The following is a 14,253-nucleotide window of genomic DNA, read 5'->3' as shown; positions in this document are numbered from 1 at the left end:
AGCCAAAAGGGGTCAGGATCGGCGCGCGCTCAGCATGGCCGATCCGAGATTGGCCAGCGCAAAGCAGACCGCAAGGACACAGACAATCGTGGGCCCGGTCGGCGTGTCGTAGAGATACGAGAGCTCAAGCCCGCCCAAGGCCGCCCCCGCGCCCAATAGAATGGCCAGACCCGCCATCCCTTCGGGCGTGCGCGAAAAGGGCCGCGCGCTGGCCGCCGGAATAACCAGCATCGCGCCGATCAGCAGAACACCGACCACCTTGATCGCCACAGCGACCGTCACCGCCAGCGCCAGGGTGAGGATCAGTTGCTCGCGCCGGGGATCGATGCCCGCCGCCGTGGCCAAATCCGGGTTCAGCGTGGCGGTCAGCAAAGCCGACCAGCGCCAGAACACAAGCAGCGTCACCGCCAGCGCCCCGCCCCAGATCACCGCCAGATCCCCGCGCGATACCGCCAGAATGTCGCCAAAGAGAAAGCTCATCAAATCGACGCGCACCCCGTCCAGAAGCGAGACCGCCACCAACCCCAAAGCCAGGGAGCTGTGGGCCATCACCCCCAGAAGCGTGTCCATCGCATAGCTGCGCTGAGACAATGCGCTGACCGCCAGCGCCATGCCCATTGCCGCCACCAGGGTGCCTGCAAAGATCGACATCGACAGCGACAGCGACAGCGCCACCCCCAGGATCGCGGCATGGGCGGTCGCCTCCCCGAAATAGGCCATGCGCCGCCAGACGACGAAACAGCCCAAAGGCGCTGCCGCAATGGCAACCCCCACCCCGGCCAGCGCGGCACGGACCAAAAAATCATCCAGCATCACCGCACCTCTTCAGGCGCATCATGCATGCGATCTTGCCCGTGCCCGTGCCTGTGCCCGTGATCATGATCGTGCGAATGGCTGTGCTCGTGGCGGTAAAGCGCCAGCGCACCCCCCGTGCCCGTGCCGAAGAGCGCCCGGTATTCCGGGGCAGAGGCGACGATATCAGGCGCGCCCTCGCAACAGATATGCCCATTGAGGCAAATCACCCGGTCCGAGGCGCTCATCACCACATGAAGCTCATGACTGACCATCAGAACGGCGCAGTTCAGCCGGTCGCGCAGATCTGCGATCTTGCGGTAAAACGCCGCCGAGCCCGGCTGGTCGAGCCCTTGCGTCGCCTCGTCCAGGATCAGAAGGTCGGGCCGGTCCATGACCGCGCGCGCCAAGAGAACCCGCTGAAATTGCCCCCCCGACAGCGCCGACATCTGCCGATCCGCAAGCCCTGCGACCTCCGCCTCGGCCAGCGCGGCATCAATCTCAGGTGTCTTGCGGCGGCGTGGAAGGCTCAGAAACCGGCGAACCGTCAAAGGTAAAGTGGCGCCGATATCAAGCTTTTGCGGGACATAGCCAATCCTCAGCCCTGGCGCCCGGGTCACCGAACCACGCGCAGCCGGTACCGCCCCGATGAGCGCCCGCAAGAGCGAGGATTTACCCGATCCGTTCGGCCCGACGATGGTTACGATCTCCCCCGTCGAGATGGAGAAATCCACCCCCGATAGCGCGGTCACACTGCCCACCTGCACAGTCAGCCCATGGGCTGCGACAAGGCTCACGCAGACACCTCCTGGCATTTTGGGCACAACCCTTCGGCCTCCACCACGGTGCGTTCGATGGTAAACCCGGCCGCCTCGGCAACCTGTCCCAGACGCCCCTCGGCAAGATCCGCATGCGCTTCGGCAACCGCGTCACAGGTGCGGCAGATCAGAAAGGCGGGCGCATGCTGCTCGCCCGGATGATCACAGGCGATAAAGGCATTCAGACGCTCGATCTTGTGTACGAATCGGTTCTCTACCAAAAAATCCAGCGCGCGGTAGACGACGGGCGGCTGCGAGCCCAGTCCTTCGGCACGCAGCCGGTCCAGGATGTCATAGGCGCCCATGGCGCGATGTTCCGCCAACAGGATCTCCAATACGCGTCGGCGCACAGGCGTCAGCCGTAACCCTTTGGCTTTGCAATGAAGTTCCATCGCCGTCAGGCTATCCTGAATACATCCCGAATGGTCATGCGTTTCAAATCCAAGGGTGGACATGGCGGCTCCTGCGGCTGGCTCACATTTTGTCTTGATACGTTATAACAGTAACTGTATCAACCAGCGTTAATGTTACAACATAACAAAATGAGCTCCGACATGCGCCTTGCCCTGCCCCTGACCTTGTGCCTTGCGACCCCTGCCCTTGCCGATGCACCCCGCGTTGTGACCGACATCCCGCCGGTGCACTCGCTCGCCGCGATGGTGATGGACGGAGTCGGTACGCCGGAACTGTTGCTGCCGCCCGGTGCCTCGCCGCATGACTTCGCACTGCGCCCATCGGATGCGGCCGCGATTCAGGAGGCGGATGTGATCTTTTGGGTAGGCTCGGAACTGACGCCCTGGCTGGAGGAGACGACGACGTCCCTCGCCCCGGATGCGGCCTCCGTGCCACTGTTCTCGGCTGCGGGGACGCTTCATCTGGCCTATCGTGAGAATGCGATTTTTGACGTGAAAGATGGGCATGATGATGACCATGGGCACGACCATGACCACGATCATGGGCACGATCATGGGCACGACCATGGGCACGACCATGCGGGCCAAGATCCGCATGCCTGGCTCGATCCGGCCAATGCCCGTGTCTGGCTGAGCGCCATGGCCGACGCCTTGACCCAAGCGGACCCCGAGAATGCCGATCGTTACCGGATCAATGCTGCGCGCGCCTCCGACCGGCTAGAAGACCTGGAGGCCGAGATTGCGGCGACCCTGGGGGCGGCGGGCGAGATTTCTTTCGTCGTTTATCACGATGCTTATCAGTATTTCGAGAACCGGTTCGGGGTGCAGACACGCGGCGCGATCTCTGTGTCGGATGCCGCGGCTCCGGGGGCTGCGCGCGTCGCCGCGCTGCGGGATCTGGCGGCAGACCAGCGCATCACCTGCGTTTTTGCCGAACCGCAGTTCAACCCGACGCTGATCAACGCCGTCTTCGAGGCCGCGGATGTGCGTGTGGGCGTGATCGATCCGGTGGGCGCCACCTTGCCGACCGGGCCGACACTTTACCCCACATTGTTGTTGCAGATGGCGGACGCGCTTGCCGCGTGCGGCGCGGGTTGAGCGTATCCCCTTGAAACACTGCGGGCTTCCCGGCAGGCTAAGAAGATCTCAGTTTCGGAGACCTGCATGCCCGCCACCGCCTCGCCGTCGGCCTATCTGACCACCAAAGAGGTGGCCGCCCTCTTGCGGGTGAAAGAGCGCAAGGTCTATGACCTGGCCGCCGCCAATGAGATCCCGCACCGTCGGATCACCGGCAAGCTGCTGTTTCCCGCGCATGAGATTCAGGCCTGGATCGACGGCGGTGCGGCTGCGGGCAAGGACCGCCCGCCGATCATCGCTGGCTCTCACGATCCCTTGCTGGATTGGGCCGCGCGGGAGGCCGGGTCGGGACTGGCCACCCTGTTTGACGGCAGCGCTGCCGGGTTGGAGCGTTTCGCGGCCGGTGACGCCGTGCTTAGCGGCCTTCATATTCCCGAAGGTGGCGATTGGAACATCGGCACGCTGGATCGGATGGGGGTGCGCGATTGCGTGCTGATCGGCATGGCGCGCAGACAGCAGGGTCTGATCCTGCGCCCCCGCCTGACGGGGGCCATTCACGGGCTGGAGGATCTGGGCGGAATGCGCGTGCTTTTGCGTCAACCGGGAGCAGGCGCGCGCAGCCTCTTTGACCAGCTGGCGCGGGGTGTCGATCTGAAAGGTGTGCAGTTCACCGACCCGCCCGCCCGCACCGAAACCGATGCTGCCCAGGCAGTGGCCCAGGGCGCGGTCGATGTCAGCTTTGGTCTAGAGGCCGCCGCGCGGCAATTCGGTCTGGATTTCGTACCGCTTGCACAGGAACAATTCGATCTGCTCATCGACCGGCGTGCCTATTTCCTGCCGTCGGTACAGGCTCTCTTGGCGTTTCTCACCTCAGATCAGGTGGCCATCAAGGCGCAGGACCTGGGCGGCTACGATCTTGATGCATTGGGTCAGGTTCGCTGGGTATCCCCTTGAGATAAAAGGCCCGGTGGATCTCCCCACCGAGCCCCATCTGTCGACAACTCTTTACTGGGCGTTGGGGAAGAACAACTGCTGCCCTTCCACCTTATAGGCCGCAATGGCCTGTTGCCCGTCTTCCGACACCACCCAATCGACAAATTGCTGGGCGAGGTCTGCCTTGACAGCACTGTGTTTTTCAGGGTTCACAACGATGATGCCGTATTGATTGAAGAGGCGCGGGTCGCCTTCCACCACGATGCGGTGGTCGCGCTTGTTGCCAAAGGCGATCCAGGTGGCCCGATCAGTCAGCGCATAGGCCCCCATCCCCACCGCGATGTTAAGCGTGGCACCCATCCCCGATCCGGTTTCACGATACCAGCTGCCCAATCCGATGAAGGGGTCGGTCTCGGCCGCGGACCACAGCCGCAACTCTGCCTTATGCGTACCGGAATCGTCCCCGCGTGATGCAAAGATCGCCCGCGCTGTGGCAATCTCGCTCAGCGCGGCGGTCACATCGGTCAGTCCCGCAATGCCCGCAGGGTCGTCCGCCGGGCCGACAATGACAAAATCATTATACATCACGTCCTGCCGCGACAGCCCGTACCCATCGGCCACGAATTTCTCCTCCGACGGTCGGGAATGCACAAACAGGATATCGCCATCCCCATTCTGGGCATTGCGGATCGCCTGGCCAGTGCCCACCGCCACAACCCGCACGTCGATCCCAGTCTTTTGCGAAAAGATCGGCAAGAGATGGTCGAACAGCCCCGAATTCTGGGTCGAGGTTGTGGATTGCATGAGGATGAACTCCCGAGCCGTTGCAGGCAGCGGCGCCAGCATCATGGCAGCCAGGACAATTGGTAACAAACGGTGCAGCAGCATTGTGGTCCTTTCAGGGTTGGGTTTGCGGGGTGGTCACGAAAAGGCGCCCGTCCAGCCAGGCCCGAACCGCATCGCTCCGGGGACTGTGCAGCAGGGTTGAGGCAGGGCCGCTCTCGGCCAGGCGGCCATCTTGCAAGAACACCACATCGTCGGCCAAACGCTGGGCCTGGCCGCGATCATGGGTCACCATCACGATGGTGACACCGCTGGCGTGGGCCTGCCCGATCAGCGCCTCGATCCGTGCGGTGGCCGCTGGATCCAGGCTCGCCGTGGGCTCGTCCAGCAACAACAGATCCGGACCGGTGGCCAGGGCCCGCGCAATCGCCAAGCGCTGCTGTTCGCCGCCCGACAACACCCGGGCCGGACGTTTGGCCAAATGGTCCAGCCCCGCCATCTCCAGCGCCTGTGCCGCCCGACGGGCACGTTCGGGGCCGCGAAAACCGCGCACCTTGAGAGCAAAGTTCAGATTGGCCAGGACGGATCGCCGCAACATGACCGGACGTTGGAACACCATCGCCTGCCCGTCCTGAGCATCGGCACCCAGCGGGTTGCCCCGCCACAGAACTGTCCCTTCGGAGGCTGGCAGCAACCCGTGCAGGAGCCGCAACAAGACGCTCTTGCCCGCTCCGTTGGGACCCAGCACAACCGTCCGACGCCCTTGACGGATCGTAAGATCGACATCCCTTACAAGGCGCTGCCCCTTGATGCTGCATCCAAGACCCCGCGCCGTCATCAGCGGCGGGGCAATCGCGGCATCGATCACGTTCTGGCTGAGCACTGTGCGCAATGTGGCAACCTCACGCATAAGATGCCCTCGCCGCGGTGCCACGCACCGTCATCACAACCAGATTGACCAGCAAGGCGATCAGCAACAGCACAAGGCCCAGGGCCAGCGCCAGCTCGAGATCTCCCTTCGAAGTCTCCAGCGCGATGGCCGTGGTCATCACGCGGGTCACATGGTTGATGTTGCCGCCGACGATCATCACCGCGCCCACTTCGGCCACCGCCCGGCCGAAGCCGGCCAGCACAACCGTCAGCAGGCTGAACCGCGCATCCCACAAAAGCGCCATGATCCGTTGCAGCGGCCCCACCCCCATCGAGGTGAACTGTTCGGAATACTCCTGATGCAGATCCTCGACAACCTGGCGCGAGAGCGCCGCGACGATCGGGGTCACCAGCACCGTCTGCGCGATGATCATCGCCGTGGGCGTGTAGAGCAGGCCCAGCACGCCCATCGGGCCCGAGGCCGACAACATCAGGTAGACCATCAGCCCGACCACAACCGGGGGAAGACCCATCAGGACATTCATGATCAGGATCGCCGGCCGACGACCGGGAAAGCGGAATGCGCCAACCATCGCGCCGAGGGGCAACCCGATGAGACAAGACACGAAGACCGCGCTCAGCGTGACCTGAAGCGACAGAAGGACAATCTCGGACAGCGCCTGATCCCATCCGGCAACGAGGGACATGGCGGTTATCAAGATACTGCCTGTACTGTCCAAAACACGACTCCCCTCCGGTAGCGGGGAAGAAAAGACACTAAATGGCAAAGAAGTGCAACGGGTTCAGACACTAAACGCTCTTCAATTGCTATTTCTTGTACAATCTTGGTGATCTCAGACGGCACATCCTCCCATCTCAGGGAAATTATGCATATAAATGTCATAAAATGCACTCAATACCCAATGAGACTTCTCGGTCGCTCAGCCATATGCCGGGCATTATCACTTTGAGGGGAACAAAGGGGATGCGCTGTGGGTAACCCGCACGCCGCAGAATCCAACATCTGCCAGGAGGTCCATGTGGATCTGGGGATCCCGTCCTGATTCGGCAGCGCGATGGACGGTTGTGGGAGCCTCCGGCGGTCGTATTTCCGGCAAGAAGAACGCGGGAGGGGGCAGGATTGTGGCCGGTGGTCTTTTCAGAGGGACGGTCGGGCGCAAAATCCTGCTTTGCCGGTCGCTGGGTCTAGAAGACCTTGAACGTCATCGTTGTGAGGGATCGTTCGATCCCGGGTATGCCCAGAAGTTCATCATTGATGAATTTGCCCACATCGTGATCGTTGGGGATATAGAGCTTCATCAACAGGTCATACTCGCCAGAGGTCGAATAGAGCTCGGAATGGATTTCGCGCAGGGCGATATCCTCGGCCACTTTGTAGGTCGTGCCCGGTTTGCAGCGGATCTGGATAAAGACGCAGGTGGTCATCGGCCCCTCGTGGATGGTTGCGGTGGCCAAGCTCTCATGCCCGTGCGCGTCATGCAATCCCCGCCGGGGTCGCGCGGTCACATCCGCTTCGCAATCTGGGCGGCAGGGCTTTCAAGCGCGCCGCGCGGCGCCTATAAGCGCCCCGACCCTTAAAGGAGACCGCCCCATGCGCCGCGCTCAGATCACCCGCAAGACCGCCGAGACCGAGATTACGGTCGAGATGGGCCTCGACGGCTCGGGCCGCTACGACAATCGGACCGGTGTTGGGTTTTTCGATCACATGCTGGATCAGCTGGCGCGCCATTCGCTGATTGATCTGACCATCCGGGCCACCGGCGATCTGCATATCGACGATCACCATACGGTCGAAGACACCGGTATCGCATTGGGTCAGGCCTTAACCCAGGCCTTGGGCGACAAGACCGGGATCCGGCGCTATGGCGCGTGCCTTTTGCCGATGGATGACGCGCTGGTGCGCACGGCTCTTGATCTGTCGGGTCGGTCGTTTCTGATCTGGAATGTCGATCTGCCCACCCCCAAGATCGGGCAATTCGACACCGAACTGGTGCGCGAGTTCTTTCAGGCGTTCAGCACCCATGGCGGGATCACGCTGCATGTGGATGCGCTGCATGGGTTTAACAGCCACCACATTGCCGAAGCCGCGTTCAAATCGGTCGCGCGCGCCTTGCGAGAGGCGGTTGAGACCGATCCACGCCGCGCCGATGCGGTGCCTTCGACCAAGGGCGCGCTCTGAGGCCATGCTGACAGCGATCATCGACTACGAAAGCGGCAATCTGCATTCGGCCGAAAAGGCATTTCAGCGCATGGCCCGTGAGACCGGTGGCGGCACGGTTGTCGTCACGTCGGATGCGGATGTGGTGGCGCGCGCCGATCGCATTGTTCTGCCGGGCGACGGCGCGTTTCCGGCCTGCGCCGAGGCACTGCGTGGCCATGGCGGTCTCTTTGACGCACTCTGTGAAGCGGTCGAGACGCGCGGCCGCCCGTTTCTGGGTATCTGCGTGGGCATGCAACTGATGGCGCGCTGGGGTCGTGAATATCGCGACACCCCGGGGTTGGGCTGGATCGCGGGCGACGTGGTGCGGATTCTCCCGTCGGACCGCAGGCTGAAAGTGCCGCATATGGGCTGGAACGATCTGATTATCGACCACCCGCACCCGGTGCTGGAGGGGATTGTAACCGGCGATCACGCCTATTTCGTCCATTCCTACCAGATGCGGGTGGCGGATCCGGCCCAGAGGCTGGCCCATGTGGAGTATGGCGGTGACGTCACCGCTATCGTTGCGCGCGACACGATGATCGGCACGCAGTTCCACCCGGAAAAGAGCCAGGCCGCGGGCCTGCGTCTGATCGCGAACTTCCTGGCCTGGCGCCCCTGACCCGACAAAAAGAGATCCGTGGTCCGCCAGGCGCATGGATTCGCGCGGCCATCCGATCCCCCGCCCGAGTCACCGGGCGAAAGATCTCTCGATTTTCAACGCATAAGATTATGATATAAAAAGAAAAAACAGATCAATGTAAAAAACTTTCACATCATCTCTTGAAAGCGCGCCGCATCGGCCCGATCTTCCATAATGTGAAACCCATTCACATTGAACCAAAACCACAGATGCAACCTGAACTGGAGACACCTGAGATGACCACCCTTGCCCCCTCTGCCACCTCTCACCGCCGGGACAGCTGGCTCTCGCGGAGCGAGGCGTGGCTGGACTCAAAAGGCAAAGGCGCCTGGATCGCAGCCATGGTGCTTGGCTTTATCTTCTTCTGGCCCATCGGCCTTGCCTTTCTTGCCTATATGATCTGGAGCAAACGCATGTTCGACAAATCCTGCAGCCGCCGCGGGTCATGGACCAAGCACGGCATGAGCGCAATGCGCACCACCGGCAACAGTGCCTTTGACGCATACAAGACCGAAACCCTGCGTCGTCTGGAACAGGAACAGCACGAGTTTGAAAGCTTCCTGGAGCGTCTGCGCGAAGCCAAGGACAAAGCCGAGTTCGACCAGTTTATGGAAGACCGTGCCCGTCAGGCTTCTGACGAGATGGACCATGATATGGATGACGACGGCCCGCGCAAAAACCGCTCGTAACATCACTTCCGAAACGCCCCCCTTCGTGCGGGGGCGTTTCCCTGCAAGGACCTTCCAAGACATGACCCACCTGCCCGACCCCGAGACCCAAGCGCAATTCTATGACGGTGTGCCTGTCAAACGCCTTTTGGCATGGATCGTCGACACAGTGTTGATCGTTGCGATTTCTGTTGCGGTGCTGCCCTTTACGGCCTTTACGGGCCTGTTTTTCTTTCCCGCGCTGGTGCTGGTGATCGGCTTTGCCTACCGCACGGTGACGCTGGCCAACGGATCGGCCACTTGGGGCATGCAGCTTTTTGCGCTGGAGTTTCGCACCATGCATGGCGAGCGGTTCGATCTGGGCACGGCCTTTGCCCATACGCTGGGATACAGCCTGTCCATCGCGGCCTTTCCGGCACAGGTGCTGTCGATCATTCTGATGCTGACAACGGCGCGGGGACAGGGGCTGACCGATCATGTGCTGGGCACGGTGGCGCTCAACCGCAGGGCTGTGGCCTGATCCACGCGCCCGATCCCGGTGGATTTTGCAAAACCCCTTGGCGCACGCACCCCCGGACGCTATCTTTTCCTGACACCATCAGGATAGCTTATGCGTCATACCCTGCCGATTGCGCCGCAATTCTATGTGACGGCCCCACAACCCTGCCCCTATCTTGAAGGGCGGATGGAGAGGAAGCTGTTCACCGCCTTACAGGGAGAGAATGCAGAAAGGCTCAATGACAGCCTCTCGCAGCAGGGCTTCCGCCGGTCGCAAAACGTGTTGTATCGTCCGTCCTGTGCGGATTGCTCGGCCTGCCTCTCGGCCCGGATTGATGTAGCGGCCTTTACCGCGAACAAAAGCCAGAAACGCACCGCGCGGCGCAACACTCATCTGGATCGCCGTGCGACCTCCCCTTGGGCGACAGAGGATCAATACGCCCTCTTCCGGCATTATCTGGATGCGCGACATGCAAATGGCGGCATGGCCGACATGGATGTGTTCGAGTTCGCCGCTATGATCGAGGAGACGCCGATCCGCTCGCGGGTGGTCGAATACACCGATCCGGTGGCCAAAGCGCTGATCGCGGTCAGCCTGACGGATGTGTTGGAAGATGGGTTGAGCATGGTCTACAGCTTTTACTCCCCCCACCATCCCAACCTGTCGCTGGGCACGTATATGATCCTCGATCATATCGAAATCGCCCGCGAAAACGGCCTGCCTTATGTCTATCTGGGCTATTGGGTGCCGGGCAGTCAGAAAATGGGGTACAAGGCCAAGTTTTCCGGGCTTGAGATCTATGTCGGCGGCGAGTGGCGCAAGATGCGCAACCCCCAGGCCTATTCGTCTGAAACGCACCCTCTCTCGACCGACCCGATTGCCGAGCAGGTGGCCAATATCCAGCTTCCCGACCGGGTGCCCCCGTCAAAGGGATGACGCGGGTGGTTGGCCTGTGTTCGGATCCCCCCGGTGAATGGAACACCACCCCCAGCGCCCCGAGGGATTGCCGGGACCCTTCTGCCAGGCGAGCCAGCTCTCCGCCGCCAATCTGGAAACCGAAGCGAACTGCCACCTGAAGGCAGCGGCAATCTCTTCCAAGCCTCCCCTTGCAAGCCATGACAGGCATAGTCTAAAGCCGCCATTGCCGCGCAAGCGCGCTTCATCCCTTGCCCCGCTTCTTACCGCTTCGGACTGGGCGGGACGAACGGCAATGTTTCCCAAACCTGCCACTCAAGACCATCGCGGCGAAGGTCTCGAAGGATGAAGGTTTTTCGACGCGGGCCATTGCGCGCGTTATCGGCTGGGATTGGCTTTGGCCCGCGTTGACAAACCTCTCAGGGAGGAAGCGGCGGGGTCTGGGTACGGTCTATGGGGAAAGAGCGCTTTCGGTTGGGTCTGCGCCTCTGACTGAGGCATCGGTTCTGGCAATGGAGGCGTTGGACCACGTGGTTTGCGAGCGACTTTGGCCTTTGTCTGCCCAGGATATGAATGGTTGAGCTTTCCCTGCGCTGCTTTTGGCGTCGCTTTGGACGAGTGTGCTGGGCCAGTGTGGCTGGGCCCACCGGTGTGCGGATGATGGTATGAACCAGCTTTTGGTCATGCGGCCTGCTTGCGGGGTGGTGCGCGTGATCGCGGGACTTGGCCTCGGCGGAATGTCTCGATGATACGCATGTGCGCTCCACATTCCGGGCATGGCTCTGTCAATGTCAGCGGGACAGTTTCGGCACTGGGTGTGTCTTCTCGCGTTGCCGTTTGTGCGCCGAGCAATGCCCGGATCTTCGCAATGTTGGCTTTGCGCTGCGCGGAAGCGAGAAGGCCGTAGTGTCGGATGCGGTGGAAGCCGTCGGGGAGAACGTGGATCAAGTATCGGCGGATGAACTCATCGGTCGCAAGCCGCATGACCTTCATCCGATCCCTGCGCTTGATCCGGTAATCCTTCCAGCGGAACGCCACGGTTTTGGCATCAGCGCTGACGAGGCGGCTGTTCGAGATTGCAATCCGGTGAGTGTACCTACTCAGATAAGCTAGGACTGCCTCGGGACCGCCGAACGGCGGTTTGGCGTAAACCACCCATTCGGCCTTGCGGAAGGGCGCAAGCCAACCGGCGAATGGCTGCGCCTCTGCCAACCCGCCCATATCGCCGAAGAAGGCCAATTTGCCCGCACGGTGCAGCGCCATCAGCCCGTCGATGAACTGCCGTCGGAACAGCCTGGACAGAACGCGAACCGGTGAAAAGAACCCTGGCTTGCAAGCGAGCCAACGGGAGCCGTCTGGTGAGAGCCCACCACCCGGCACGATCATGTGCACATGCGGATGATGCGTCATCGCTGACCCCCAGGTATGTAACACGCTGGTCATGCCGACGCGCGCGCCCATGCGCTTGGGATCGGCAGCAATGGTCGCTACCGTCTCGGCTGATGCTTTGAACAGCAGTCCATAGACCGCCCGTTTGTTCCAATAGGCGATGCGGGCAATCTCGGCTGGCAGCGTGAAGACCAGGTGGAAATACTCCACTGGCAACAAGTCTTCGGCGCGGGCGGCCATCCAGTCACGCGCCGCCGGTCCCTGGCACTTGGGGCAATGCCGGTTCTTGCAACTGTTGTAGGCAATATGCTGGTGGTTGCACTTGGTGCAGGCTGCCACATGTCCGCCGAGCGCCTCTGTCCGGCAGGCGTCAATGGACGACATGACCTTGAGTTGCGCGAGGCTCAGGTGCCCTGCATTGGCCCGCCGATAGGCAGGCCCATGATCACGGAAGATGTCGGCAACCTCCAGCGCGTGCCGTGGCACGCAGCCGCGCCCTTCAGGTCACATCCCGGATATGCTCGAACGGGCTGGACACATTGCGCAGCGTTTTGGTGGCCACATGAGTGTATCGTGCCGTCGTGGTCAACTTGGCATGACCGAGGAGAACCTGGATCACGCGCACATCCGTATCGGCCTCCAACAAATGCGTGGCGAAGCTATGCCGGAGCGAATGCAGCGTTGCAGGCTTCTTGATACCCGCCATGGCTTTTGCCGAGTTGAAAGCGCGATTCAGAGAGCGTGGCGACAGGGGTTCAACCCGGCTTTGCCCCGGAAACAACCAGCCTTGAGGACGCGCCTCCCGCCAATAGTCGCGTAGCAACTCCAATAAAGACGGAGACAGCATCACGTCGCGATCCTTGCCGCCCTTGCCGCGTTCAACATGGATCAGCATGCGGTCGCTGTCGATATCCCGCACCTTGAGATTGGTGACTTCGGATGCTCGCAGTCCCGCGCCGTACCCAATGCCGAGTGCAGCACGGTACTTGAGACCCGGCCCCGGGGCTGCTGATAAAACCGCTGAAACCTCCTCAAAGCTCAGCACAATAGGCAGCTTGCGCGGCTCAGTGCGGAACTGCATGTACTTCTTCATGTCCTCGCGGTTGCAGGTCATGCCAAAGAAGAACCGCAGTGCTGTGATCCGCGAATTGTAGACCGACGGCGTGACCTCAGTATCAGCCATATGAAGCTGATATGCGCGTAGCTCGTCTGGCGTGGCTGTATCCGGCGCGCGTCCAAGGAACGCGGTGAAGTCCTTCAGCGCTCGGATATGCGCCTTCTGCGATGTCTCTGCCATCCCACGAATACGCATGTCTTCGATCATCCGCGCACGCAGCGGGCTCATCTTCTCCTGTGTCATAGGAACCTCCTGTCCGATTGAGAAACCTCAATCGTCAGACGGACCGCTCATATCTCAAAATCTGAACCGATGGGGTGGCGCGCAACGCCAGCAATAAGCGCTCTTGCCGCGAGAGCGGCTTAGTCCTCGAGCGCAGTTTTGTCGATACCGCAGATGCGGCAAACGACCGCTTCACGGAACTTGGTGATCCTTTTCTCGGCGCTTCAACCTGCCGCCTGTCGAAACCACGCAAGAACCCGGTCAAGCTGATCCCGATTGCTGCCATCTTCTCTGTACTCCAGGAAATACCCTGCTTCGGGCCTTTGATAGGCGGGCCCGACCTGCACAAGTTCACTCGCCGCCATCCGATCCGCGACCAAATGCTGCCAAGCCAGGGCCACGCCTTCGCCGTCCATCGCCGCCTGCAACAAGAACTGATAGTTCGAGAACCGATAGCCTGCGCTTTGCCGCGAGAAGCTGTGCCCGAAATTGTCGAGCCAGTCTGCCCAACTGACAAACTCCATCGCGCGCTCTTCATAGTGCAGCATGTCAAAATTTGGCAATATGGAAGGAACGGCTTTGTTGCACAAATCGGGGCATGCCTGCACTTCCCCTTTCCCCGGACGGATTTAGCCTACGACCTCAGTAATGGGTATGCCAAGAACTGTGTACTTGTTGAGAACGGCAACACGGATTTGGATTTCCGCGACCTGCCGGTCGAAGTCCCGCGCCATGAGGCCCTGGCCCGGCAACGCCACACAATGCATCTTGGTTTCGACACGGCTTCTGCGGGGATAACCGCCCACCCGCACCCGTAGGGCAAGACCGAGATCTGGTGATGCTTGCACGCCCTCATCCGTGTCCATGGCACGGCGCCGGCTGGGGCTACACGA

The 14,253-nt window shown here is 61.4% G+C and carries 17 protein-coding genes and 1 pseudogene; 7 read left to right on the top strand and 11 right to left on the bottom strand.

What is annotated here, in order from left to right; all coding sequences use genetic code 11:
- Nucleotides 1–12 precede the first annotated feature (12 nt).
- From HEP69_RS21115 to HEP69_RS21105, 3 genes are read right to left on the bottom strand one after another with little or no spacing between them, the layout of a single operon-like run.
- Nucleotides 13–813 carry a metal ABC transporter permease gene (locus HEP69_RS21115; protein WP_290560492.1) on the bottom strand — a complete coding sequence of 267 codons (801 nt, stop codon included), beginning with the start codon at nucleotides 811–813 and terminating at the stop codon, nucleotides 13–15.
- Nucleotides 813–1,589, bottom strand: coding sequence for a metal ABC transporter ATP-binding protein (locus HEP69_RS21110; protein ID WP_290560491.1), 777 nt, complete (start codon nucleotides 1,587–1,589; stop codon nucleotides 813–815). Before HEP69_RS21110 ends, HEP69_RS21115 begins: the two co-directional genes overlap by 1 nt.
- The gene (locus HEP69_RS21105; protein WP_290560490.1) at nucleotides 1,586–2,065 is read right to left on the bottom strand and encodes a transcriptional repressor; all 480 of its coding nucleotides are present in this window, start codon (nucleotides 2,063–2,065) and stop codon (nucleotides 1,586–1,588) included. The genes HEP69_RS21110 and HEP69_RS21105 overlap by 4 nt, the downstream gene beginning before the upstream one ends.
- Before the next feature lie 99 nt (nucleotides 2,066–2,164).
- On the opposite strand from HEP69_RS21105, the gene HEP69_RS21100 reads away from it, so the two are divergent.
- Nucleotides 2,165–3,121 carry a zinc ABC transporter substrate-binding protein gene (locus tag HEP69_RS21100; RefSeq protein ID WP_290560489.1) on the top strand — a complete coding sequence of 319 codons (957 nt, stop codon included), beginning with the start codon at nucleotides 2,165–2,167 and terminating at the stop codon, nucleotides 3,119–3,121.
- A 66-nt stretch (nucleotides 3,122–3,187) separates the two neighbouring features.
- Entirely contained in the window at nucleotides 3,188–4,054 is an 867-nt protein-coding gene (locus HEP69_RS21095) for a helix-turn-helix transcriptional regulator (RefSeq protein ID WP_290560488.1), read from the top strand.
- A 51-nt stretch (nucleotides 4,055–4,105) separates the two neighbouring features.
- Here the strand turns inward: HEP69_RS21095 and HEP69_RS21090 are convergent, their stop codons facing one another.
- The 4 genes from HEP69_RS21090 to HEP69_RS21075 form a co-directional block, all read right to left on the bottom strand.
- Nucleotides 4,106–4,882 carry a substrate-binding domain-containing protein gene (locus HEP69_RS21090; RefSeq protein WP_290560554.1) on the bottom strand — a complete coding sequence of 259 codons (777 nt, stop codon included), beginning with the start codon at nucleotides 4,880–4,882 and terminating at the stop codon, nucleotides 4,106–4,108.
- 49 nt (nucleotides 4,883–4,931) lie between these two features.
- Entirely contained in the window at nucleotides 4,932–5,726 is a 795-nt protein-coding gene (locus HEP69_RS21085; RefSeq protein WP_290560487.1) for an ATP-binding cassette domain-containing protein, read from the bottom strand.
- On the bottom strand, nucleotides 5,719–6,393 hold the full coding sequence (locus HEP69_RS21080) for an ABC transporter permease (protein ID WP_290560486.1): 675 nt from the start codon (nucleotides 6,391–6,393) through the stop codon (nucleotides 5,719–5,721). Before HEP69_RS21080 ends, HEP69_RS21085 begins: the two co-directional genes overlap by 8 nt.
- Nucleotides 6,394–6,892: 499 nt before the next feature.
- Nucleotides 6,893–7,132 (bottom strand): Lrp/AsnC ligand binding domain-containing protein, encoded by a 240-nt coding sequence (locus HEP69_RS21075; RefSeq protein WP_290560553.1) that lies wholly within the window; start codon nucleotides 7,130–7,132, stop codon nucleotides 6,893–6,895.
- Nucleotides 7,133–7,298: 166 nt separating this feature from the next.
- Between HEP69_RS21075 and hisB the strand changes: the two genes are divergently transcribed.
- The 5 genes from hisB (at nucleotide 7,299) to HEP69_RS21050 (ending at nucleotide 10,653) form a co-directional block, all read left to right on the top strand.
- Entirely contained in the window at nucleotides 7,299–7,886 is a 588-nt protein-coding gene (gene hisB / locus HEP69_RS21070) for an imidazoleglycerol-phosphate dehydratase HisB (protein ID WP_290560485.1), read from the top strand.
- Between the two features lie 4 nt (nucleotides 7,887–7,890).
- Nucleotides 7,891–8,529 (top strand): imidazole glycerol phosphate synthase subunit HisH, encoded by a 639-nt coding sequence (hisH, locus tag HEP69_RS21065; RefSeq protein WP_290560484.1) that lies wholly within the window; start codon nucleotides 7,891–7,893, stop codon nucleotides 8,527–8,529.
- A 257-nt stretch (nucleotides 8,530–8,786) separates the two neighbouring features.
- Entirely contained in the window at nucleotides 8,787–9,239 is a 453-nt protein-coding gene (locus tag HEP69_RS21060) for a DUF2852 domain-containing protein (protein ID WP_290560483.1), read from the top strand.
- A gap of 61 nt (nucleotides 9,240–9,300) precedes the next feature.
- Nucleotides 9,301–9,738: an RDD family protein gene (locus HEP69_RS21055; protein WP_290560482.1), complete on the top strand. Its 438-nt coding sequence runs from the start codon at nucleotides 9,301–9,303 to the stop codon at nucleotides 9,736–9,738.
- A gap of 90 nt (nucleotides 9,739–9,828) precedes the next feature.
- The gene (locus HEP69_RS21050) at nucleotides 9,829–10,653 is read left to right on the top strand and encodes an arginyltransferase (RefSeq protein WP_290560481.1); all 825 of its coding nucleotides are present in this window, start codon (nucleotides 9,829–9,831) and stop codon (nucleotides 10,651–10,653) included.
- 660 nt (nucleotides 10,654–11,313) lie between these two features.
- Here HEP69_RS21050 and HEP69_RS21045 read toward each other — a convergent pair.
- From HEP69_RS21045 to HEP69_RS21030, 4 genes and pseudogenes are all read right to left on the bottom strand, one after another.
- Nucleotides 11,314–12,507, bottom strand: a complete 1,194-nt coding sequence (locus HEP69_RS21045) for an IS91 family transposase (protein WP_290560480.1) — start codon at nucleotides 12,505–12,507, stop codon at nucleotides 11,314–11,316.
- Between the two features lie 13 nt (nucleotides 12,508–12,520).
- Nucleotides 12,521–13,381: a site-specific integrase gene (locus tag HEP69_RS21040; protein WP_290560479.1), complete on the bottom strand. Its 861-nt coding sequence runs from the start codon at nucleotides 13,379–13,381 to the stop codon at nucleotides 12,521–12,523.
- Between the two features lie 203 nt (nucleotides 13,382–13,584).
- Nucleotides 13,585–13,884: a LysR substrate-binding domain-containing protein gene (locus HEP69_RS21035; protein ID WP_366111773.1), complete on the bottom strand. Its 300-nt coding sequence runs from the start codon at nucleotides 13,882–13,884 to the stop codon at nucleotides 13,585–13,587.
- 105 nt (nucleotides 13,885–13,989) lie between these two features.
- Nucleotides 13,990–14,253: pseudogene (locus HEP69_RS21030) on the bottom strand (IS5/IS1182 family transposase); the annotation flags it as partial.

The sequence above is a fragment of the Aestuariivita sp. genome (genome assembly GCF_021404545.1).
GTDB lineage: Bacteria > Pseudomonadota > Alphaproteobacteria > Rhodobacterales > Rhodobacteraceae > Aestuariivita.
The sequence above is the reverse complement of the archived record's forward strand: the minus strand, read 5'-3'. Positions and strand labels throughout refer to the sequence as shown.